Source organism: Streptomyces sp. NPDC006294 (genome assembly GCF_042870895.1).
GTDB lineage: Bacteria > Actinomycetota > Actinomycetes > Streptomycetales > Streptomycetaceae > Streptomyces.
In genome coordinates this window covers 60,604-80,609 of the sequence record NZ_JBIAHV010000023.1, presented here as the reverse complement: position 1 = coordinate 80,609, position 20,006 = coordinate 60,604, and the positions used below count along the sequence as shown (strand labels likewise).

Sequence of the window (20,006 nt, the reverse complement as noted above, 5' to 3'; positions counted from 1 at the left end):
AACGCTGCCCACGCCGACCGGCGTTGGACTCGTGCCGCCCCTGATTCCGCTCTGGTCGGGGCGCGGCCGTGTGGTGCCATGTGGTCATGACCAGGACTCTGTACTTGTTCTGCGCGGCGGCGCCGCCGATCTTCCATGTGGCCGCAGCCGTGGAGGAGGCGCAGGCGCGCGACTGGGACGTGTGCTTGGGGCTGACGCCGACGGCGGCCGACTGGTTGGAGGAGAGTCTCAGCGGGCTTGAGACGCTGACGGGGTATCCGGTCAGGTCCGGGTACCGGATGCCCCGCAGCGGGGATGTGTGGCCGCAGGCGGACGTGATCGCCTTCGCGCCTCTCACGGCCAACAGCCTGAACGCCTGGGCTCTCGGGCCGACCCCGTCCTGGCCGGTCGGGGTCGTGGTCGAGGGGATCGGCAAGGCGGTCCCCATGGTGGCGATGCCGTGTGTCAACCAGGCGCTGGCCGCGCATCCGCAGGTCGACCGCTCCGTTGCCACGCTGCGCGAGGCCGGGGTGACGGTCCTGTACGGCACAGGTGGATGGGTGCCGAATCCGTCGGGTCAGGGGCGGCCGGCCGAGTACCCGTGGCACCTTCACGGAGGACCTTTTCAGCGACCCGTTGGACGCATTGGGTTTCCCCAAAGCCATCCAGCCGCCGGAACGACCATAAGAAGCAACGTTTTGGAGGTTGTCCCACGTGCCAAGTTTCGCGAGCTTCCTGTAGCAGGTCAGGGAGGCGGCCATGGGCAGGCCTAGGCTCTGCCAGTCGTTGCGGACCACCTACGGGATCTTGAGAGTACGAGCAGCCGATGGCAGGCTCATGCCGCATGATCGATGAATTCGCGAAGGACAACCTGCATGGGAGACTGCGGCGGGACCGCAAGGCGTTGCTCTGGAAACTCGACGGCTTGACCGAATACGACGCCCGCCGACCTTTGACAGCGACCGGGACCAACCTTCTCGGCCTGGTCAAACACCTGGCCACCGTCGAGGCCAGGTACTTCGGAGAGGTCTTCGACCGCCCGTCCCCGGAACCGCTGCCCCGGTGGCAGGACTCCGACGGCAGCGATCTGTGGGCGGCGGAGGACGAGAACCGTGATCGAATCATCGCGTTCTACCGGCGCACGTGGGAACACTCGGACGCGACGATCAACGCGCTTGCCCTGGACGCCCCCGGCCACGTGCCGTGGTGGCCGGAGCCTCATGCCGACACGAACCTGTTCGCCATCATGGTCCATGTCCTCGGCGAGTCCATCCGGCATGCCGGGCACGCCGATATCCTGCGCGAGGGCCTCGACGGCCGGACCGGGCTGCGGGCCGAACACGAGAAGCAGATCGACGAGGAAGCCCGTGCAGCCCACTGCGCGAAGGTCGAGCAGGCCGCCAGGACGGCCGCACCAATCAAGGCCTAGAGGTTTTCTCCCGTGATGTGACGCGACGTGACGTCACCTTCGTTCGACATGATGCCGGTCGTGGGTGCTGATCTGTCGAAGCGTCTGTCGAGCAACGACGGCCGTGGGCGGTGGGCGTGCTGTGCAGCCAGCGGGATACAGCGACCAGCCCGGCGGCAGCTCGCAGCGACCGGCGGCTGCGCTCCGCAGGGCGTCAAGTGGGTTTGTGAACGTCATAGCCGGCGGGTCAGGAGGACACTGAACGTATGGCCCTACCGAAAACGCATCATTGCTCGGCCTGCTCGAACGGAGCCGCCCCGGACGAAGTCCTTCACGAAGACCTCGTCGTCGGAGCACCTCTGTCCATGGAGGATCTCACCGACGCGCAGCGCCTCGACCGGTTCGCCCTCAAGTACGCCCACGACAGATGCCAGGTCAGAGAGGTCCGGCGGGTGCCGCACGACGGCTTGAGCGGCTACGCCTGGTCCGTCCGCTTCACCGAGAGTCCGTGACAAGTTGATTACTGGGCAGCGAAGGGGAGATGCCTGAGAGGACGAGAGCGCGGCGCGGGCTCCCCCGTGTCGCGCCTTCTTCGCGGGCCGAGTTTCGGCCGGCACACGTCGTGCTCCGCTACGGAGTGGCTGCCGGCGACTCGTGAGCGGGTGCGTTGAACTCCGAGTGCATGCGCACCAAGCGCCGCCCCATCCCTGTGCCGGCACCCCGGCAATACACGGCCACCGTGGCCGTGCCGTGGCCAGAGAGAAGCCCATCGCTGTATTTCAGCTATACGTGATGAGCGGAACCTGCTTGTTCCGCTAGCATGTTCGAGCTAATAACGATCATATGGAAACATCACAAATCGGCTGAAAAATTGACATCCACACTAACGCGAGGGTCTTCGCGGCAAGGCAGCAGCCCTCGGCCGCCGACTGTTTGGCGTCAACCGCGCGTCCTGCTGTGGGTCGCGGTGAGCGCGGTGGGCCTCGCGTTCCTCGTCGCGCTGGAGATCACCGCGCGTCGGTACGGCGAGCGCGGGCCGATCACCGACCAGGCGCGCGAGGTCATTTTCGCCCCCAAATCGGGGACGGTGCTGTACGTCAGCATGGCCCTGATGATGGTGGTGCTCACCTGGCGCCAGCGTTTCTTCGCGGTCGGTGCCGCGATCGGCATCGACGTCGTCTTCTGGCTGGTGCGCTGGGCCGTGGGCGCCCAGATGATGGTCGGCAACGGCGCGTTGTGGGTGACACTGGCCTGTGGCGTCATCGCCTTCACGCACCGCACCGGCCGTGACCGTGCCCTGCTGCTGAAGGGCGTCGGACTGGCCGTGCTGCTGGTGGCCGGCCGCAAGACCGGCTACACCTGGCTGCTGATCACGTCGGAGACGCGCCCGACGGTGCTCGACCAGTACGTCGCGGCCGCCGATCGCGCGCTGGGCGACCCCTCGTGGGTGGTGGGGCGGATGGTCGAGGCCACCGGCCCGGTCGGCGCCCACGTCCTCGACTGGGTCTACGTCCAGCTCGCGGTGGCCGCGGTCGTCGTCGCGCTGTACCAGCTGCGCAACGTGGCGGTCGAGCGCCGCTTCCCCGGCCACCATCTGGTGCGCACGTTCCTGGTCATCGGCCTGCTGGGGCCCGGCATCTACATGATCTTCCCGGTGGTCGGACCGGTCTTCGTCTACGGCGCCGAGGGCGCGCAGTGGGCGATCGCCGACCTGTGGCCCGACACGCCGCCGCCGGTCGGCACCCCGCAGCCGATGCCCTTCGACGGGTTCACCCCGCGCAACTGCATGCCCAGTCTGCACACGGCGTGGGCCACCGCGATCTTCATCCACTCCCTCAAGGGCCCGTGGGCTCTGCGCTGCCTGGGCACGTTCTGGCTGATCGCCACACTCGGCGCGACGCTGGGCTTCGGCTACCACTACGGCGCGGACATCATCGCCGGTGTGGTCTTCACGCTCACCATCGAGACGGCGCTGCGCGCGCTCGACCGCGGCTGGGACCGGCGGGGCATCCAGCTGGTCGCCTACGGCACCGCGGTCTTCGTCGCGTTCCTGGTGTCGTATCGCTATCTGCCGGTGCAGATGGCCGAACATCCGTGGGTGTACGGGCCGCTGCTCGTCCTGGCGACGGTCTCGGTGATCTACGGCTACGCGCGGACGACCAGGCTGTGGGACCGGACGCCGGTGCCGGTGCCTCTGCCGGAACCACGACGCGAAGCCCAGTCCGAACCAGTCGAACCAGTCGAACCAGATGGGGCCGGTGGGGCCGGTGGGCTCGGTATGGTCGCCGCCGACCGTGCAGGCCAGAGCTGAAGGCCCCTCTGCCGTCACATCCGTGAGGTCTGCCAGGCACGCTCGTGCCATGAGCGCCTTCAGCAGGGATCCGGAGCCGGACGGCAAGGGTGCCCGCAAGTCCGGAGCGGATCCCGGCGGACAGCCGGCGGAGGCGCGTCGGACGAGGACGGGGAGCAGCCCCCATCGCAGCGTCCTGCCGACAACACGAAGCAGGTGACGGGCGCCACATCAAGGCGTGTCACATGGGGTCGAGTTGCTCCGTCAGACAGGTGTAAGCACCGCAACGACGCCTAGGAGCGCACCATGGATGCTCGTCTGAGCCTCTTCGGCAACCCGGTCGCCGCCAAGTTCGTGAGGCACCTCGTCTCTTCGGGCAAGGCAGTCTCGGACTCGGCGCTGCCGGCCGCGACGCAGGAGCTGGTGAAGATCCGCGCCAGCCAGATCAACGGCTGTGGGTTCTGCACCGACATGCACACCAAGGAGGCCACGGAGGCCGGGGAGACCTCGACACGCCTCAACCTGATCGCGGCCTGGCGCGAGGCCACGGTCTTCACCGACGCGGAGCGCGCCGCGCTGGAGCTGGCGGAGCAGGGCACGCGTATCGCCGACGCGGCCGGTGGCGTCACGGACGAGGCCTGGGCGAACGCCGCCAAGTACTACGACGAGGAGCAACTCGCCGCCCTCCTCTCGCTCATCGCCCTCATCAACGCCTTCAACCGTGTGAACGTCATGGTCCAGCAGCCCGCCGGCGACTACCGGCCCGGCCAGTTCGCCTGACCAAGACCAGCCCGCCAAGGGCAGCCGTATCGTGAGGGTGCGTGCGCGACGAGGAGCACGACGAGCCGCTGGGGGGCACGGTGTTGGCCGGCGGTGTCTGTTGCCTCGTCGGCGGGCTTCTCCTCGTCGTCGATCCGTGGCGGACCGGGGAGTGGTTCATCCAGCAGAAGCCCGGCGCCGTGCCCGCCGGCGTGAGTGCCCGTTTCGTCGCCAGGCGCTTCGGGATCGTCACGCTCTGGGTCGGCGGTGGACTCGTCACCGCCTGGGGACCGCAAGCCCTGAAGGCGGACCGGAGCCTGATCACAGCCCTGATGCCCGTCGCGTTCGTGACCGGGCTCGTCCTGCTCGGGTGGACCCTTCACGGCCTCCACGTCAGTGAGGCGGGCCGTACCGACGGCTCGGACGCGGAGCAACCACGAGACGGGTGAGCCGGGGCCGCTGCCCCGCTCGGGGCGGAGTCACTCCCGAGGGGCGGCGGCCACGGTGCCCAGAGCGCCCAGGACCCAGGGCATCTTCTTCCTGTGGGTGGCGATGAGTACCGGCACGCCGTCGTCCTCGCACTCCAGGACCACCACTCGGCCGTCGTAGTCGGGCCGGCCGACCGGGTCCGTCCAGTAGGGCGGGCGGACACGGACCGGGGTCAGGGTGCGCGGCACCGTCCGGGGGGTGGAGGCGCGGGGCCAGTCACGGGCCGTCGCCAGACCGGCGGGGCCGGCGACGAGGTGTCCGCCGCGGCCCGCGTACGGGACCTCGCCCAGGATGACGCCCGGGAAGTGCTGCTCCGTGTCGGGTACGGACGGCGTCAACGCGATGGTGTCCTCGCCGCGTTGGCGCCACCACACGGCGAGCCCGACCAGCGCGCAGACGGCCAGGACCACCGCGCCGCACACTCCGACCAGCCGGAAGGCCGCCCCGGGACCGGCGGTGGGCCATGGCGCGATCGCGCCGACCGCGGTGAGGCAGAAGGCGCCCATGAACGGGACGATGAACTGCCACGCGTACGCCCTGATCCGCATCCGGGCCGCGGCCCGGGAGCGGTCGACCCACCAGTGCCAGAACCAGCCCCACAGGTACGCCAGGCCCTGGAAGCCGAAGGCGAGACCCCAGGCCATGAAGAGCTTGTAGTCGCCGCGCGGGTCCGCCGTCGTGTACCGGCGCACGGGTTCTGAGTCGGAGTCGGCTGAGCCGGCGGCGTCGGAGGCGAAATCGACGTACCGGATCTGCCCCTGCCAGTACGTGACATCGATACGCGCGCCCGCCCGGGCGTCCGGGTGCTCGCGCGGAGTGCCGGTGAGACGGGTGCGGCTTGACGTCCCGTCCGCCTCGGTCAAGTACATCCAGAACGAGGAGGACTTCCGCCCCTCCACGGCTTGGGTCTTGTCGATCCGCGTCGGCACCGTGCGCAGACAGTCGTCCGCACCGCCGTCCGGTGACGCGTCGCTGCCCGGGGCGCAGGCGACCGCGGCCCTGAAGGCTCGTTCACCGTCGAGCGCGCCGCGCATCGTGACCAGTAGCAGCCATGCCGCCGCCAGCAGGAACAGGCAGCTGAACACCGCGGTGGCGCGCATCGCCGTGCGATTGCTCGTCCGGGCGGGGGCGGTGGCGGTCTGCAGGGAGGTCACCAGCGCATTCTGCTCTGCCGGTCGACGGAAGGACCACGGGGCAAGTACGCACCCTCCGAGTGCCGAATGCTGCCGGGGTCCGGCAGCCGGCCTCGACCGCGACCAAGGACAGCCCCCTCGGAACCGGAACGGTGCGTCAGGTCTCCGACGCCGTCACCGGAAGCCGCCTCCTCATGCACGATGAGACGTCGAGTGTCAGTCAGTGACCACGCTCAGTGGACGAAGCTGTAACTGAGCCAGGGGCCCGCGTCCGGGGCCGGGACGTCGGACATCTTCGAGGGGACGTAGATCGACTCGCCGGAGCAGTCGTCCGTCGGGTAGAGGAGGGCGTCGGCCTCCGTGTTGTTCTCGACCGCGACCGCGCCCGGGGGCTCGAAGCGGTGGCAGCCCGTGATCCGGGGACTCGTCACCGTCGTGTGTTGGTCGTGGCCGCCCTCGTAGACGAGCGTCCCCACCGCGGTCCGGTCGAGGCCCGAACAGCCCGCGGCGGTGAGGGCGAGGAGCACGGTCCCCGCAGCGACGGCGGCATGCCGGTAGGGGGTCACGGACATGGGCGCTCCTCGTCCGGTCGGAAGGGTCCTGGTGAAGGGCCTGGCGAAGGCCACCTTGCCGCCTCGCCCGGGTCAGGGCATCCGGGGCGCGGCCGGGCGGGTAACGGCGGCCGCGGCGGGACACCGTGACGGGTGGCCGAACGGGCGCCGGCAACCTGTTGCCGTGCCGCCGGACGTGCGGTGGGCTCAGCCGTACCGCTCGGCTATACAGTATGAAAATCTTGTGACTTCAAACGGGTGGGGGCCTCCATGGCACTTTTCGGGAACGCGCACACGGTCGATCCGGGCCAGGCGCAGCAGGAGTACGCGCGACTTCTCGGGCACGGCGAGCAGATGCAGGCCGCGTACGTGCTCATACGCGACACCATCCTGTTCACCGACCGCCGGCTGATCCTCGTGGACAAGCAGGGGATCACCGGGCGGAAGGTCGAGTACCACTCGATCCCGTACCGCAGCATCACGCACTTCGCCGTCGAGACCGCCGGTACGTTCGACCTCGACGCGGAGCTCAAGATCTGGATCTCGGGCACTCCCGCGCCGATCGAGAAGACGTTCACCAAGGGCGTCGACATCTACGAGGTGCAGGCCATCCTGACGCAGTTCGTGGCGCGGTAGTCCTCCGGGCGCGGCCCCGCCCCGGGCGCGGGGCGGAGCCGTGATGCCCGGGCTAGCGGCGGAACAGGGCCGTCCACAGGAAGGGCTCGCCGAAGTACGCGGAGTCCGGGGCCTCGTCGTGCATCCGGCGCAGCTCCACCTCCGTCAGATCGGAGAAGATCCGGCGCAGGGACTCCGGTGTGTAGGCGAGCCCGCCGTGCAGGCCCGGGCGGCCCCGGTAGAAGTCCGCGTCCGGGAGTTCGCTGCCCATCGCGCCGGCCGCGAAGCAGGTGAGCGCGAAGTGACCGCCGGGCGCCAGGGCCCGGTCGAGCAGGGCGAGATAGCTGACGCGGCGGTGCGGCGGCAGGTGGTGGAAGCAGCCGGAGTCGTAGATCAGGTCGTACGGGCCGGTCAGCTCCGCAGCGGTGAGCTCGAAGACGTCGCCGCAGTGGAAACGGACCTCGGCGCCCGCGTCACGGGCGCGCTCCTGCGCCCAGTCGAGGGCCGTCGGCGACAGGTCGACGGCGTCCACGTCGAACCCGGCGGCCGCCAGCTGCAGGGCGTTGCGGCCCGGGCCGCAGCCCAGATCGAGTGCCCGGCCGGGGGTGAGCAGACCATGCTGGAGGTACGCGGCCAGGTTCTCGTCGGCCTTCTCCACGAAGAACGGCACCGGTCTGGTGCGGTCGGTGTAGAAGTCGTCCCACCAGGCGGAGCCCTGGGTCGTCCAGCGGTCCGCCGACGGCGTGAACAGCGTGTCCATGAGCTTCAGTACGTCGTCGACCGTGCGTATGTTCCGGTCCATCCGGCCCCTTCCGCGTAACCGCAACGGTATGGCCCCACGGGGTGAAAGGCCAGGTCAGTGCGGGTGCGGCGAGGGGGTGGGCGGGTGCGGGCGGGACGTCGGCGACGGCGGGGAAGGGCGTCACCCGTGGGGGGCGTGCGCCGGGGCGCAAGGCGCCGCACAGGGCCGTCACGGGGGTGTTCCGGGCGGCGCGCGGACCGGTTTTCGCACCGGTTTCGACGCCGCCCCGGGAGCGGTGCCCGGCTCGCTCGCGGCGGGCGGGGGTTTGCCCGCCTTGTCCGAGAGTCGCTGGCCGAGACCCGCTGCCCGAGGGGCGCTGTCCGGGATCGCTATCCGAGAGTCGCCAGGAGGTCGTTGCACGCCTGCTCACAGCTGCGGCACGCCTCGGCGCAGATACGGCAGTGCTCGTGCATGTCCGCGTGGCGCGCGCACTCGTCCGCGCACGCCTTGCAGGCGGTGGCGCACGCCTGCACGATCGCGCGGGTGATGTTCGCGTCGTAGCCGGTGTGGCGCGAGAGCACGGCGGCGGTGGCGGTGCAGATGTCGGCGCAGTCCATGTCGGTGCGGATGCACTTCGTCAGGTCGCCCACCATGCCCTCGGACAGACACGCGTCCGCGCAGGCCGTGCATGCCTGGGCGCAGGCGACGCACTCCTCGATGCACCGGCTGAGGGCTTCCCGGTCGACGTCGCCGAGGTCGGCGGGGTAGGTGTTCAGCATGTCCTTCACGGACGTGGTCGTGGCCATGTCTGCCTCCTGATCGGTTCTTGTTCGGTCGGTGCGCGCCGCTGTGCCGACGACCCCGTTCACGCCGCGGCGCCTGCCCGGAGCAGGTCGTTCATCTCGTGCGCGGACATCTCGGCCCCGTACAGGCGTGAGCCCGGCTGGTGGCTGCGGCCGCCGTGACCGATGTCGCCCGCGTCCACCGGGTCGAACCCGATGTCCCGGATGAGCCCGGCGACCACGGCCTTGGCCTCCGTGTCCGTCCCGGAGAGGGGGATGGCCAGCCGGTCCGGGTCGCCCTTGTCGCGGCCCCGGTCGCGCAGGTTCTTCCAGTGGATCGCGTTGAACGCCTTCACGAGATCGGAGTCCGTGTGGGCCCGGATCTTCTCGCTGGAGGTGGTGCTGTCGTTGTCCAGGTCGGGGTCCTGGCCGTCACGCTCGGGGTAGTAGTTGCAGGTGTCGATCACGACCTTGTCCTTGAGGGCGTCCGCCGGCAGCTCCTTGTAGCGCCCGTACGGGATGCTCACCACGACGACCTGGCCGAACTCGGCCGCCTCCCGCGCGGTGACCGCCCGCAGCCCGCCGCCGATCTCGTCCACGAGCCCGGCGAGCGTCTCGGGCGCCCTGGAGTTGCTGATGACCACGTCATGGCCGATACGCACGAGGTGACGGGCCAGGGTGGACCCGATGTGGCCAGCGCCGATGATGCCGATCTTCATAGGGCCTCCTTGTCGCAACGCTCCGCCGCCGTCGTCCCGCCCGGGTCTGCGATGCGACGAGTGCCCTGGCCACGCCCGGGGAAACGACCGCGGGCCCGCGGCGGGGCGGCTTGCGGTCACTTGCCCGCGGCAACGGTCAGTGTGACGACCGGTTGATCACTCACGGTGGTGAATTGTCCGATGTTCCAGAACCGGGGATGTGCCGAAGAGGTTCTTCCGGTGGCGCCGATCACTGCGTCTCACCGCGTCGGAAGGACCTGAGTATGGCCCCGCACCCCCTGTCCCGGCTTTTCACAGCCTCAGCGGCGGCTGCGGCCATGCTGTTGAGCAGCCCCTCGCAGGCGCATGCGGCCGGCGCCGTGGGGACGAGCCCGGTGGCGACGTTCGAGTACACCGTCGGGGGAGTGGTGATGAAGGTGCCGACAGGATGCATGTTCACCCACATCGTCCGAGGCGGCGGCCGGAAGATCACCTACCAGAACGCCGGTGTCGACTGCGGCTTCGTCGCCGGGCTCTCCAGCGGCTTCTGCAACTGGCGGATCGATTTCGCGTACGCCGACACCGACAACAGGACGTATCGCACGTCCCGGGGCAGGACCCATCCCGAGTGCAAGATCGATCCGATGCGCAACAACTCTCCGCAGACGCTGCCCCACTACGGGAAGGCGTGCGCCCACCTGTTCGTCAACGGGGTGCGACGGGTGACGCAGTGCCACCACATCACGAAGTGAGCAGATCATGACCGATCAGCAGCAGGGGCAGGACGAGGCGTGGGAGACCCGGCGGCGGCGGGTCGGGATCGGTGGGTTCGTCGGGGGAGTGGTGGTCACGCTGGTCTTCTTCGCGTTCTTTCCGGGGCTGCCCCATGTCATCGACTCGGGTGCCGTCGTCGTCTCGCTCGTCGGCGGGGGTGTCACGCGCTGGGCGGTGCGGCGGCGGATGGGTGGGGGACGGCCGTGACCGGGGGCGGGGCCGAGTTGCGGGGGGACATGAGGGGCGGATGGTGGAGGTGGGATGTGGGAAGGGAGCCGGGAGCATGGCCGAGCGCTGGAAGGACGTACGGGGCGTCGTCGCCGTCGTGGTGCTGCTGGTCGTGGCGCTGACCGGCGCGGGTGTGCAGCAGCCGACGCCGTCCGTGCCGCCGATCACGCTCAGGGGTACGGGGCAGGAGGTGACCGAGAAGTTCGCGCTGACCGGTGGGCTGGCCGTGGTGCGGTCGGAGTGCGTGTCCTGCACGGGGGACTTCATCGTGGAGATCCTCGACGACCGGCGCCAGGTGAAGGATCTCGTCGTCGACCGGACCGGGTCGTACGAGGGCAGCAAGGGCGTCGGGGTGAGCGCCGGGGACCATGTGCTCCAGGTGATCGCGGACGCTCCCTGGACCGTCGAGATCGCGCAGCGCGGCGACCCGTCGTCCGCCGCCGCGCTGCCGCAGAACTGGTCGGGCAGCGGGGACCGTCTCGAAGGGCCCTTCGACGCGGACCGGGCGGTCACCGTCGCGGCGACCCACACCGGCGACAGCGACTTCGTCGTCTCGGTCATCGACGCCGAGGGCAGGCCCCAGGACCTGGTCTTCAACGAGACCCGCGACTTCGAGGGCTCGGCCGTCGCGAGCATGCGCAGCGAGGGGCCGTACTACGTCAACGTGAGCTCGGAAGGGAACTGGAGCCTGACCGTGACCAGGCCGTAGGGCCCAGAGGCGGCCGCTGTGGCATGATCTGCTGACTTCACAGCACTTCACAGCACTTCACAGCACGGCACGGCACAGCAAGGGTGGGCGATGAACCTGTACGTGGGAGTCACGGTCGGCGTGCTCGCCCTGTTCGTGGCCGGGCTCGGCGTCCTCGCGGTACGCACCGGCTGGCTGCTGCCCGCGCAGCGCAAGCACATCGTGCGGCCGCGGATCTTCGGCTACGCGCAGCTGCTCGTCGCCGCCGGGCTCGCGACGCAGGTCGTCGCGGCGGTCCTGGTCGCGGACCCGGTGGCGCAGGACTACGTACGGTTCGGCGGCCTCGCCGTCATGCTGGTCGCGCCCGGCATGATCTGGGCCGCGCAGCGGCCGGCCCGCGCCGCCGCCGCCCGCTGACGCGGCCCGGGACCGCCCGCCCCGCTACGCCTCGTCGTCCTCGAGGTCGCCCTCGGTCTCCAGGAAGACCTGCCGCAGCTGCTCCAGCACCGCCGGGTCCGGCTTCGCCCACATGCCGCGGGACTCGGCCTCCAGGAGCCGTTCCGTGATGCCGTGCAGCGCCCACGGGTTGGCCTGCTGGAGGAAGGCGCGGTTCTCCGGGTCCAGGACGTACGTCTCGGTGAGCTTGTCGTACATCCAGTCCGCGACGACGCCCGTCGTCGCGTCGTATCCGAAGAGGTAGTCGACGGTGGCCGCCAGCTCGAACGCGCCCTTGTAGCCGTGGCGGCGCATCGCCTCGATCCAGCGCGGGTTGACCACGCGGGCGCGGAAGACGCGGGACGTCTCCTCGACGAGGGTGCGGGTGCGGACCGTCTCGGGGCGGGTCGAGTCGCCGATGTACGCCTCGGGGGCCGTGCCGCGCAGCGCGCGGACGGTGGCGACCATGCCGCCGTGGTACTGGAAGTAGTCGTCCGAGTCGGCGATGTCGTGCTCGCGGGTGTCCGTGTTCTTCGCGGCGACGGCGATCCGCCGGTACGCGGTCTCCATCTCGGCCCGCGCCGGACGGCCCTCGAGACCGCGGCCGTACGCGTAGCCGCCCCACACCGTGTAGACCTCGGCCAGGTCCGCGTCCGTGCGCCAGTCGCGGCTGTCGATCAGCTGGAGCAGGCCCGCGCCGTACGTGCCCGGCCGGGAGCCGAAGATACGGGTCGTGGCGCGGCGCTCGTCGCCGTGCTCCGCCAGGTCGGCCTGCGCGTGGGCACGGATCAGGTTGTCCGCCGCCGGCTCGTCGAGCGAGGCCGCGAGGCGGACCGCGTCGTCCAGCAGCCCGATCGTGTGCGGGAACGCGTCACGGAAGAAGCCCGAGATGCGCAGGGTGACGTCGATCCGGGGGCGGCCCAGCTCCGCGAGCGGCACGGGCTCCAGGCCGGTGACCCGGCGGGAGGCGTCGTCCCACACGGGGCGGATGCCGAGCAGGGCCAGCGCCTCCGCCACGTCGTCGCCCGCCGTGCGCATGGCGCTGGTGCCCCACAGGGACAGGCCGACGGAGGTGGGCCAGTCGCCGTTGTCGGCGCGGTAGCGCTCGAGGAGCGACTCCGCGAGGGCCTGGCCGGTCTCCCAGGCGAGCCGCGAGGGGACGGCCTTGGGGTCGACGGAGTAGAAGTTGCGGCCCGTCGGCAGGACGTTGACCAGTCCGCGCAGCGGTGAGCCGGACGGCCCGGCGGGGACGAAGCCGCCGTTCAGGGCGTGCACGGCATGGTCGATCTCGTCGGTGGTGCGGGCCAGGCGCGGCACGACCTCCGTCGCGGCGAACCGCAGGATCGCCGCGACGTCGGGGCCGTGCGAGTCCGGCACCGCGGCCGGGTCCCAGCCGGCCGCCTCCATCGCCTCGACGAGTGCGCGGGCCGTGGCCTCCGCCTCGTCGGCGGTCGTACGGGTCGCGGCGGACTCGTCCAGACCGAGCGCCTCCCGCAGGCCGAGCAGGGACTGCGAGCCGCCCCAGATCTGGCGGGCGCGCAGGATGGACAGCACCAGGTTGACCCGCTCCGGTCCGGTCGGCGCGCCGCCCAGCACATGCAGACCGTCACGGATCTGCGCGTCCTTGACCTCGCACAGCCAGCCGTCGACGTGCAGCAGGAAGTCGTCGAAGCCGTCGTCGTCCGGGCGGTCGTCCAGGCCCAGGTCATGGTCGAGCCGCGCGGCCTGGATCAGGGTCCAGATCTGCGCCCGGATCGCGGGCAGCTTGGACGGGTCCATGGACGAGATCTGTGCGTACTCGTCCAGCAGCTGCTCCAGGCGCGCGATGTCGCCGTACGACTCGGCGCGCGCCATCGGCGGCACCAGGTGGTCGACGAGCGTCGCGTGCGCGCGGCGCTTGGCCTGGGTGCCCTCGCCCGGGTCGTTGACCAGGAACGGGTAGATCAGCGGCAGGTCGCCGAGCGCGGCGTCCGGGCCGCACGACGCGGACAGGCCCGCGTTCTTGCCGGGCAGCCACTCCAGGTTGCCGTGCTTGCCCAGGTGGATCATCGCGTCGGCGCCGAAGCCCCCGTCGGCCGCGGCGGCCGCGATCCAGCGGTAGGCGGCCAGATAGTGGTGGGACGGCGGCAGATCGGGGTCGTGGTAGATCGCGATCGGGTTCTCGCCGAAGCCGCGCGGCGGCTGGATCAGGACCAGCAGGTTCCCGCGGCGCAGCGCGGCGAGCACGATGTCGCCCTCGGGATTGCGGGACCGGTCGAGGAACATCTCGCCCGGCGGCGGGCCCCAGTGCGCCTCGACGGACTCGCGCAGCTCCGCAGGCAGGGCCGCGTACCACTTCTTGTAGTCGGCGGCCGGGATGCGGACCGGGTTGCGGGCGAGCTGCTCCTCCGTCAGCCACTCCTGGTCGTGGCCGCCGGCCTCGATCAGCGCGTAGATCAGCTCGTCGCCGTCGCCCGACTCCAGGCCCGGGACCGCCTCGTCGCCGAAGTCGTAGCCCTCCTCGCGCAGCCGCCGCAGCAGCGACACCGCGGAGGCGGGGGTGTCCAGGCCGACGGCGTTGCCGATCCGGGAGTGCTTGGTCGGGTACGCGGAGAGCACCAGCGCGAGGCGCTTCTCGGCGTTCGGGATGTGGCGCAGCCGGGCGTGGCGGACGGCGGTGCCGGCGACGCGGGCGGCGCGCTCGGGGTCGGCGACGTACGCCGGGAGCCCGTCCTCGTCGATCTCCTTGAAGGAGAACGGGACGGTGATGAGCCGGCCGTCGAACTCGGGGACCGCGACCTGGCTCGCCGCGTCCAGCGGGGAGAGGCCCTCGTCGCTCTCCTCCCACGCCGAGCGCGAACCGGTCAGGCACAGCGCCTGCAGCACGGGCACGTCGAGGGAGGCGAGCGCGCCCGCGTCCCACGACTCGTCGTCACCGCCGGCGCTCGCGTCCGCCGGGCGGGTGCCGCCCGCGGCGAGCACGGTGGTCACCAGGGCGTCGGTCTCCCGCAGTTGGTCCAGCAGCTCGGGCTCGGGGGCGCGCAGGGACGCCACGTACAGCGGCAGGGCGCGGCCGCCGGCGTCCTCGATCGCGCCGCACAGGGCGTCCACGAAGGCGGTGTTGCCGCTCATGTGGTGGGCCCGGTAGTAGAGCACCGCGATCAGCGGGCCGCCGGGGTTCTCGGAGCGGGGGGTGCGCGGGAGCCGGCCCCAGGTGGGGGCGGCGGCCGGCGGGTCGAAGCCGTGGCCGGTGAGCAGCACCGTGTCCGACAGGAAACGGGCGAGCTGCTCCAGGTTCGCCGGACCGCCGTGGGCGAGGTAGGCGTGGGCCTCCGCCGCGATGCCGATCGGGACCGTGGAGGTCTCCATCAGCTGGGCGTCGGGGGCCTGTTCGCCGGTGAGGACGACGACGGGCCGGTCCTGTGCGAGCAGCAGGTCGATGCCCTCCTGCCAGGCGCGCAGCCCGCCCAGGAGGCGTACGACGACCAGGGCCGTGCCCTCCAGCAGGGCGGGCAGTTCGTCGAGCGCCAGCCGGGACGGGTTCGCGAAGCGGTACGGGACCGGGCCGGCCGCGGCGCGCGCGCTCAGCAGGTCGGTGTCGGACGTCGACAGGAGCAGGATGCCCGGGTGTGCGGGGTGTCCTTCGGGCGTGTGCGACATGCGGCGTCTGGCCTTCCTCGGGGTTTCCGCGCCCCGGGCTGGTGAGGACGGCGGGAGTTCCTGGCTCACCCGACAGGTGTCGGGCTCACAGTGGCGGGACCGCGCCGGAATCTCACCGGGCTTCCTCCCCTGACGCCGTCTTCGGCGGTGGTGGGCCGTTCGACCCGCCGAGCAGCATAGTAGGCCGGTCACCTGCACGGGTAGGGCGCCCGAGCGGGCCGGGGGCGACGGGGGCCTGTGTGATGGTCGGTATGCTCGCCGCCATGCCTCCGGCCCCCTCGAACCGCCCGGACCCGGACGAAACTCCCGTAACTTCCGCAACTCCCGTCCGGGACCGCGGTGATGCCTGCCCCGGCGCACTGCGTCTGCACAGCGCGGACGACGGTGCGCTGGCGCGCGTCCGCGTCCCGGCCGGCGTCCTGAGCGCCGCGCAGGCGTACACGCTCGCCGACGCGGCCGAGCGCCTCGGCGACGGCGCGCTGGACATCACCTCCCGGGGCAACCTCCAGCTGAGGGGCCTGGAACCGGGCTGCGCGGGGGAGTTGGCCCGGCTGCTGGACGCGGCGGGCCTGCTGCCCGCGCCGCGCCACGAACGCGTGCGCAACGTCGTCGCCTCCCCGCTGTCCGGGCTCGACGGCCGGGGGCACCTGGACGTGCAGCCGCTCGTACGGGAACTGGACGCGCTGCTGTGCGCGAGCGAACGCGCGCCGGAGCTTTCGGGACGCTTCCTGTTCGCGCTGGACGACGGCCGCGGGGACATGGCCGAGTTCGCCGCGGATGTGATGTTGCTCGCACAACCGGGCGGCGCGGCGGTGCGCGTGAGCGTCGGGGACGCGGCGGTACGCGTCCGCGCCGAGGACGGCCCGCACGCGATGCTGCTCGCGGCGTACGCCTTCCTCGACGCCGCCGACGTGAGCGCCACGCGCGCCTGGCGGGTCGGCGAACTCCCGCCGGAACACGCGGTGTCTGCCCCGGACCTCGTCGCGCGGGCCGCGGCAGTCGGCCTCGCCGCGGACCCGTCCGGCGGGGCCGCTGCGTCGGTTGGAACGGCCCCGCCGGACGGGTCCGCCTCGGCCGGCCCCGTTCCGCACGTCGGCGCGGGCAGCGCCGGTGATGACGCGCCGGGCACCCGAGCGGGCCGGGAAACGCATCCCACCGGTCCGGTTCGCCGGGACCGGGGGGCGGTCGCCGCGGTTCCCGCCCGGGCCGGCGGCTTCGCCTCCGCTGCCCGGCCGTCGGCCGTGGGCGGCGCGGCTCCCGCACCGGGTGACGCGACGCCCGGGCACCGGCCGGCCGCCGTGGCGCACGGCCTCCCCGTGCCCGGGGCCGGACCCGGCGGGCTGTACGTGGTCGCGCCGCTCGGACGGCTCAGCGCCGTCCAGTGGCGGCTGGTCGCCGAAGTCGCAGAGCGGCACGGCACCGGCGAGTTGCGCGTCACGCCGTGGCGGGGGGTCGTCGTGCCGGGTGCCGGGCCCGAGCCGTTGGGCGTGCTGGCCGGCGCCGGGCTCGTCACCGATCCCGACTCGCCGTGGCTCGGCGTCGGCGCCTGCACGGGGCGCCCCGGCTGTGCCAAGTCCCTCGCCGACGTACGCGCCGACGCCACCGCCCACCTGGCCGCCGGCGCGGGCGGCCTGCCCGTCCACTGGTCCGGCTGCGAACGCCGCTGCGGCCACCCCCGCGGCGCCCGGGTCGACGTCGTCGCGACCGGCGACGGCCGGTACGAGGTGTCCGCACCCGGCGAAGCCCCGCCCCGTGCCGTCCCTTTCCCCGAACTCGCCGACGCCCTCGCGGCGGCGCGCACCACCCCCACGAAGACCCCCACGAAGGCCCCGACGAAGTGAGCGAGAGCACCGTGTTCGAGTACGAGAAGGACGGCGCGGCCATCTACCGCCAGTCCTTTGCCACGATCCGCGCGGAGGCGGACCTCGCCGGACTCCCGGCCGACGTCTCACAGGTCGCGGTCCGCATGATCCACGCCTGCGGAATGGTCGACCTCGTCCGCGACCTCGTCCACAGCCCGGACGTCGTCGGCCGTGCCCGGGCCGCCCTGCGCTCCGGCGCGCCGATCCTCTGCGACGCGCAGATGGTCGCCAGCGGCGTCACCCGCAAGCGGCTGCCCGCCGACAACGAGGTGATCTGCACGCTGTCCGACCCGTCCGTGCCGGACCTGGCCGCGAAGATGGGCACCACCCGGTCCGCCGCCGCCCTCGAACTGTGGCGGGACCGCCTCGAAGGCTCAGTGGTCGCCGTCGGCAACGCGCCCACCGCGCTGTTCCGGCTGCTGGAGATGATCGCGGAGGGCGCGCCGCGCCCGGCGGCGGTCATCGGCGTGCCCGTCGGCTTCATCGGCGCGGCCGAGTCGAAGGACGCGCTGGCCGCGCACCCGCTGGGCCTGGAACACCTGGTGGTGCGCGGACGCCGGGGCGGCAGCGCGATGGCCGCCGCCGCAGTCAACGCGATCGCGAGCGAGGCGGAGTAGTGGCCGACAACCAGAACGACGACCGCCGGAACGGCGACAACGCCAGCGAGGACACCCGGAGCGACGACACCCGGAGCACCGGCGACGCGAACCCCGGCACCGCGGGCACCGGCCGGCTGTACGGCGTCGGGCTCGGCCCCGGCGACCCGGAGCTGATGACCCTGCGCGCGGCCCGCGTCATCGCGGAGGCCGACGTCATCGCGTACCACTGCGCCCGCCACGGCCGGTCCATCGCCCGGTCGATCGCCGCACCGCATCTGCGCCCCGAGCACATCGAGGAGCGCCTGATGTACCCGATCACCGTCGAGACGACCGACCATCCCGGCGGCTACCGCGGCGCGCTCGACGACTTCTACGAGCAGGCCGCCGCCCGGCTCGCCGCGCACCTCGACGCCGGCCGCAGCGTCGCCGTGCTCGCCGAGGGCGACCCGTTCTTCTACGGCTCGTACCAGCACATGCACAAGCGGCTCGCGCACCGCTATCCGACCGAGGTCATCCCCGGCGTCACCTCCGTCAGCGCGGCGGCCGCCCGGCTCGGCACCCCGCTGTGCGAGGCGGAGGAGGTGCTGACGATCATCCCCGGCACGCTGCCGGAGGAGGAGCTGACCGCACGTCTCGCCGCGACCGACTCGGCCGTGGTGATGAAGCTCGGCCGTACCTTCCCCGCCGTCCGCAGGGCGATGGAGACGTCCGGCCGGCTGGACGAGGCCCGCTACGTCGAGCGGGCCACGATGAGCGGCGAACGCACCGGTCGACTGGCCGGCATCGACCCGGAGTCCGTGCCGTACTTCTCCGTCGCCGTCGTGCCCAGCCGGATCGCCAACCCCCGCCCGGACACCGGCCGCGGCGAGGTCGTCGTCGTCGGCACCGGGCCCGCGGGCCCCCTGTGGCTCACCCCCGAGACCCGGCGCGAACTCGCCGACGCCGACGAACTCGTCGGCTACACCACCTATGTGGACCGGGTGCCGCAGCGGCCGGGCCAGATCCGGCACGGCTCCGACAACAAGGTCGAGTCCGAGCGCGCCGAGTTCGCGCTCGACCTCGCCCGGCGCGGGCGCCGTGTCGCGGTCGTCTCCGGCGGTGATCCGGGCGTCTTCGCCATGGCCACCGCCGTGCTGGAAGTGGCGTCCCAGGGCCCGTACAGGGACGTGCCCGTACGGGTGCTTCCCGGCGTCACCGCCGCCAACGCCGCCGCCGCGAAGGCCGGCGCGCCGCTCGGCCACGACTACGCCGTCCTCTCACTCTCCGACCGGCTCAAGCCCTGGGAGGTCATCGCGGAGCGACTGGCCGCCGCGGCCGCCGCCGACCTGGTGCTCGCCCTCTACAACCCGGGCTCCCGCAGCCGGACCTGGCAGGTCGGCAAGGCCCGCGAACTGCTCCTCGGACACCGCGCGCCCGACACCCCCGTGGTGCTCGGCCGGGACATCGGCGGGCCGGAGGAGAGCGTACGGATCGTACGGCTCGGCGAACTCGACCCGGCCCAGGTCGACATGCGCACCATTCTGCTGATCGGTTCGTCGCAGACCCAGGTCGTACGCAGGGGCGACGGCGAGGAGATCGTCTGGACCCCGCGGCGCTACCCGGAGTAGGCCGCCAGCCAGGCGGCGGCCTCCTCGGGGCCGGCGGCGACCGGCACCCCGTCCGGGACCGGCGGGCGGCGCACGATCACCACGGGCACGCCCGCCTCCCGCGCGGCCGTCAGCTTGGGCGCGGTCGCCGCGCCGCCGCTGTCCTTGGTGACGAGCACGTCGACGCGGTGGCGGCGCAGCAGTTCCCGCTCGCCGTCGAGGGTGAACGGACCCCGGTCCAGCAGCACCTCCGTACGGGGCGGACGCGGACCCTCGGGGGCGTCGACGGACCGCACCAGGAACCAGACGTCGTCGATGTGCGCGAAGGAGGCGAGCCCCATGCGGCCGGTGGTCAGGAACACCCTGCTGCCGAGCGCGCGGGCCGCCTCCGCGGCCTCCTCCAGGGAGCCGACCGGGTGCCAGTCGTCGCCCTCTGCCGGGGCCCAGCCGGGGCGGCGCAGCGCCAGCAGGGGAACATGGGCGTCGGCGGCGGCCCGGGCCGCGTTGAAACTGATCGTTCCGGCGAAAGGATGGGTGGCGTCGATGACCGCGCCGACCTCGTGCTCGCACAGCCATCGCGCCAGGCCCTCGGCCCCGCCGAACCCGCCGACCCGGACCTCGCCGGGAGGCATCCTGGGAGTGGCGACCCGGCCGGCGAGGCTGCTCGTGACGCGCACACCCGGCAGGGCGTGCAGTGTCCCGGCGAGCCGCCGGGCCTCGGTGGTACCGCCGAGGACCAGTACGTGCAT

Annotated in this window: 21 protein-coding genes and 1 riboswitch; of the genes, 14 read left to right on the top strand and 7 right to left on the bottom strand. The window is 72.1% G+C overall.

The genetic code is table 11. The features are described 5' to 3' along the window. Nucleotides 1–86 precede the first annotated feature (86 nt). The 6 genes from ACFYOP_RS31200 to ACFYOP_RS31175 all read left to right on the top strand — a co-directional run bounded on the left by ACFYOP_RS31200 (nt 87) and on the right by ACFYOP_RS31175 (nt 4,885). Nucleotides 87–752: a flavoprotein gene (locus ACFYOP_RS31200; RefSeq protein WP_356891260.1), complete on the top strand. Its 666-nt coding sequence runs from the start codon at nt 87–89 to the stop codon at nt 750–752. 71 nt (nt 753–823) lie between these two features. After that, on the top strand, nt 824–1,408 hold the full coding sequence (locus ACFYOP_RS31195; protein ID WP_356891262.1) for a DinB family protein: 585 nt from the start codon (nt 824–826) through the stop codon (nt 1,406–1,408). Between the two features lie 344 nt (nt 1,409–1,752). Next, nucleotides 1,753–1,899 carry a hypothetical protein gene (locus tag ACFYOP_RS31190; RefSeq protein ID WP_356891264.1) on the top strand — a complete coding sequence of 49 codons (147 nt, stop codon included), beginning with the start codon at nt 1,753–1,755 and terminating at the stop codon, nt 1,897–1,899. Nucleotides 1,900–2,354: 455 nt separating this feature from the next. After that, a complete protein-coding gene (locus ACFYOP_RS31185) occupies nt 2,355–3,698 on the top strand; it encodes a phosphatase PAP2 family protein (RefSeq protein ID WP_356891266.1) in 1,344 nt (447 codons plus the stop codon). Between the two features lie 285 nt (nt 3,699–3,983). After that, nucleotides 3,984–4,457: a carboxymuconolactone decarboxylase family protein gene (locus ACFYOP_RS31180; RefSeq protein WP_356891268.1), complete on the top strand. Its 474-nt coding sequence runs from the start codon at nt 3,984–3,986 to the stop codon at nt 4,455–4,457. 41 nt (nt 4,458–4,498) lie between these two features. Further along, the gene (locus ACFYOP_RS31175; RefSeq protein WP_356891270.1) at nt 4,499–4,885 is read left to right on the top strand and encodes a hypothetical protein; all 387 of its coding nucleotides are present in this window, start codon (nt 4,499–4,501) and stop codon (nt 4,883–4,885) included. Nucleotides 4,886–4,915: 30 nt separating this feature from the next. On the opposite strand, the gene ACFYOP_RS31170 is transcribed toward ACFYOP_RS31175, so the two are convergent. Next, the gene (locus ACFYOP_RS31170) at nt 4,916–6,079 is read right to left on the bottom strand and encodes a hypothetical protein (protein WP_356891272.1); all 1,164 of its coding nucleotides are present in this window, start codon (nt 6,077–6,079) and stop codon (nt 4,916–4,918) included. 212 nt (nt 6,080–6,291) lie between these two features. Beyond that, nucleotides 6,292–6,630, bottom strand: coding sequence for a hypothetical protein (locus ACFYOP_RS31165; protein WP_356891274.1), 339 nt, complete (start codon nt 6,628–6,630; stop codon nt 6,292–6,294). Between the two features lie 249 nt (nt 6,631–6,879). On the opposite strand from ACFYOP_RS31165, the gene ACFYOP_RS31160 reads away from it, so the two are divergent. Then, entirely contained in the window at nt 6,880–7,245 is a 366-nt protein-coding gene (locus ACFYOP_RS31160; RefSeq protein WP_356891276.1) for a PH domain-containing protein, read from the top strand. Nucleotides 7,246–7,297: 52 nt separating this feature from the next. Here ACFYOP_RS31160 and ACFYOP_RS31155 read toward each other — a convergent pair whose 3' ends face one another. The 3 genes from ACFYOP_RS31155 to ACFYOP_RS31145 all read right to left on the bottom strand — a co-directional run bounded on the left by ACFYOP_RS31155 (nt 7,298) and on the right by ACFYOP_RS31145 (nt 9,467). After that, nucleotides 7,298–8,026, bottom strand: coding sequence for a class I SAM-dependent methyltransferase (locus ACFYOP_RS31155; RefSeq protein ID WP_356891277.1), 729 nt, complete (start codon nt 8,024–8,026; stop codon nt 7,298–7,300). A 329-nt stretch (nt 8,027–8,355) separates the two neighbouring features. Continuing rightward, the gene (locus ACFYOP_RS31150) at nt 8,356–8,772 is read right to left on the bottom strand and encodes a four-helix bundle copper-binding protein (protein WP_356891279.1); all 417 of its coding nucleotides are present in this window, start codon (nt 8,770–8,772) and stop codon (nt 8,356–8,358) included. A 59-nt stretch (nt 8,773–8,831) separates the two neighbouring features. After that, entirely contained in the window at nt 8,832–9,467 is a 636-nt protein-coding gene (locus ACFYOP_RS31145; RefSeq protein ID WP_356891281.1) for an NAD(P)-binding domain-containing protein, read from the bottom strand. A gap of 317 nt (nt 9,468–9,784) precedes the next feature. Between ACFYOP_RS31145 and ACFYOP_RS31140 the strand changes: the two genes are divergently transcribed. From ACFYOP_RS31140 to ACFYOP_RS31125, 4 genes are all read left to right on the top strand, one after another. Further along, the gene (locus tag ACFYOP_RS31140; RefSeq protein ID WP_356891283.1) at nt 9,785–10,198 is read left to right on the top strand and encodes a hypothetical protein; all 414 of its coding nucleotides are present in this window, start codon (nt 9,785–9,787) and stop codon (nt 10,196–10,198) included. Between the two features lie 7 nt (nt 10,199–10,205). Then, nucleotides 10,206–10,427 carry a hypothetical protein gene (locus tag ACFYOP_RS31135; protein ID WP_356891285.1) on the top strand — a complete coding sequence of 74 codons (222 nt, stop codon included), beginning with the start codon at nt 10,206–10,208 and terminating at the stop codon, nt 10,425–10,427. A gap of 76 nt (nt 10,428–10,503) precedes the next feature. Beyond that, a complete protein-coding gene (locus ACFYOP_RS31130) occupies nt 10,504–11,157 on the top strand; it encodes a hypothetical protein (protein ID WP_356891287.1) in 654 nt (217 codons plus the stop codon). A 90-nt stretch (nt 11,158–11,247) separates the two neighbouring features. Next, entirely contained in the window at nt 11,248–11,553 is a 306-nt protein-coding gene (locus tag ACFYOP_RS31125; RefSeq protein ID WP_356891289.1) for a hypothetical protein, read from the top strand. Nucleotides 11,554–11,577: 24 nt separating this feature from the next. Here ACFYOP_RS31125 and cobN read toward each other — a convergent pair whose 3' ends face one another. Then, nucleotides 11,578–15,210, bottom strand: coding sequence for a cobaltochelatase subunit CobN (cobN, locus tag ACFYOP_RS31120; protein ID WP_356891291.1), 3,633 nt, complete (start codon nt 15,208–15,210; stop codon nt 11,578–11,580). A 54-nt stretch (nt 15,211–15,264) separates the two neighbouring features. Beyond that, nucleotides 15,265–15,337, bottom strand: a riboswitch (cobalamin riboswitch). A 136-nt stretch (nt 15,338–15,473) separates the two neighbouring features. Between cobN and ACFYOP_RS31115 the strand changes: the two genes are divergently transcribed. From ACFYOP_RS31115 to ACFYOP_RS31105, 3 genes are all read left to right on the top strand, one after another. After that, on the top strand, nt 15,474–17,051 hold the full coding sequence (locus ACFYOP_RS31115; RefSeq protein WP_356891293.1) for a cobalamin biosynthesis protein CobG: 1,578 nt from the start codon (nt 15,474–15,476) through the stop codon (nt 17,049–17,051). Between the two features lie 11 nt (nt 17,052–17,062). Beyond that, nucleotides 17,063–17,689 carry a precorrin-8X methylmutase gene (locus ACFYOP_RS31110; RefSeq protein ID WP_356891712.1) on the top strand — a complete coding sequence of 209 codons (627 nt, stop codon included), beginning with the start codon at nt 17,063–17,065 and terminating at the stop codon, nt 17,687–17,689. A gap of 116 nt (nt 17,690–17,805) precedes the next feature. Next, complete coding sequence (locus ACFYOP_RS31105; protein ID WP_356891714.1) at nt 17,806–19,278, top strand: precorrin-2 C(20)-methyltransferase; 1,473 nt, start codon at nt 17,806–17,808, stop codon at nt 19,276–19,278. Here ACFYOP_RS31105 and ACFYOP_RS31100 read toward each other — a convergent pair. Continuing rightward, complete coding sequence (locus ACFYOP_RS31100; protein WP_356891295.1) at nt 19,266–20,006, bottom strand: cobalt-precorrin-6A reductase; 741 nt, start codon at nt 20,004–20,006, stop codon at nt 19,266–19,268. The genes ACFYOP_RS31105 and ACFYOP_RS31100 overlap by 13 nt on opposite strands.